Below are 331 nucleotides of genomic sequence, written 5' to 3'. Positions count from 1 at the left end.
GTCACGTACGGAGTACGACCGCCAGGGCCGGCCGTCTGTGCACACGGTGCTGCCGGACTCCGACAAGCCGCAGACCACCCGCATCGCCTACCCCTCCCCCACTACCACGGTGACCGCCACCCCCGACGGGCGTCGGGTGACGGAGACCCTCGACGCGCTGGGCCGCCCGCTGCGGACCGCGGACAACTACCGCGACGGTGCCTACGCCAAAGAGCCCGACGCCGACGGCGCCCGGGTGCTGGCCGCAGCCGACTACTCCCAGTGGGCCCATTACAAGGTCACCACCACCGACCAGGCCGGCCGCAGAACCGTTGCCTCCACCGACCCGTGG

The 331-nt window shown here is 72.2% G+C and carries 1 protein-coding gene; it reads left to right on the top strand.

Annotation, left to right across the window (positions count from 1 at the left end; all coding sequences use genetic code 11):
* The coding region (locus IF89_RS39920) for a hypothetical protein (RefSeq protein ID WP_158718175.1) at positions 1-331 on the top strand (331 nt) is incomplete at both ends.

It is taken from the genome of Streptomyces sp. NRRL F-2664, assembly GCF_000719345.1.
In the GTDB taxonomy this organism is placed as follows: Bacteria; Actinomycetota; Actinomycetes; order Streptomycetales; family Streptomycetaceae; genus Streptomyces.
Note: the sequence above shows the minus strand (reverse complement) of the source record. Positions and strands in the feature narration are given on the sequence as shown.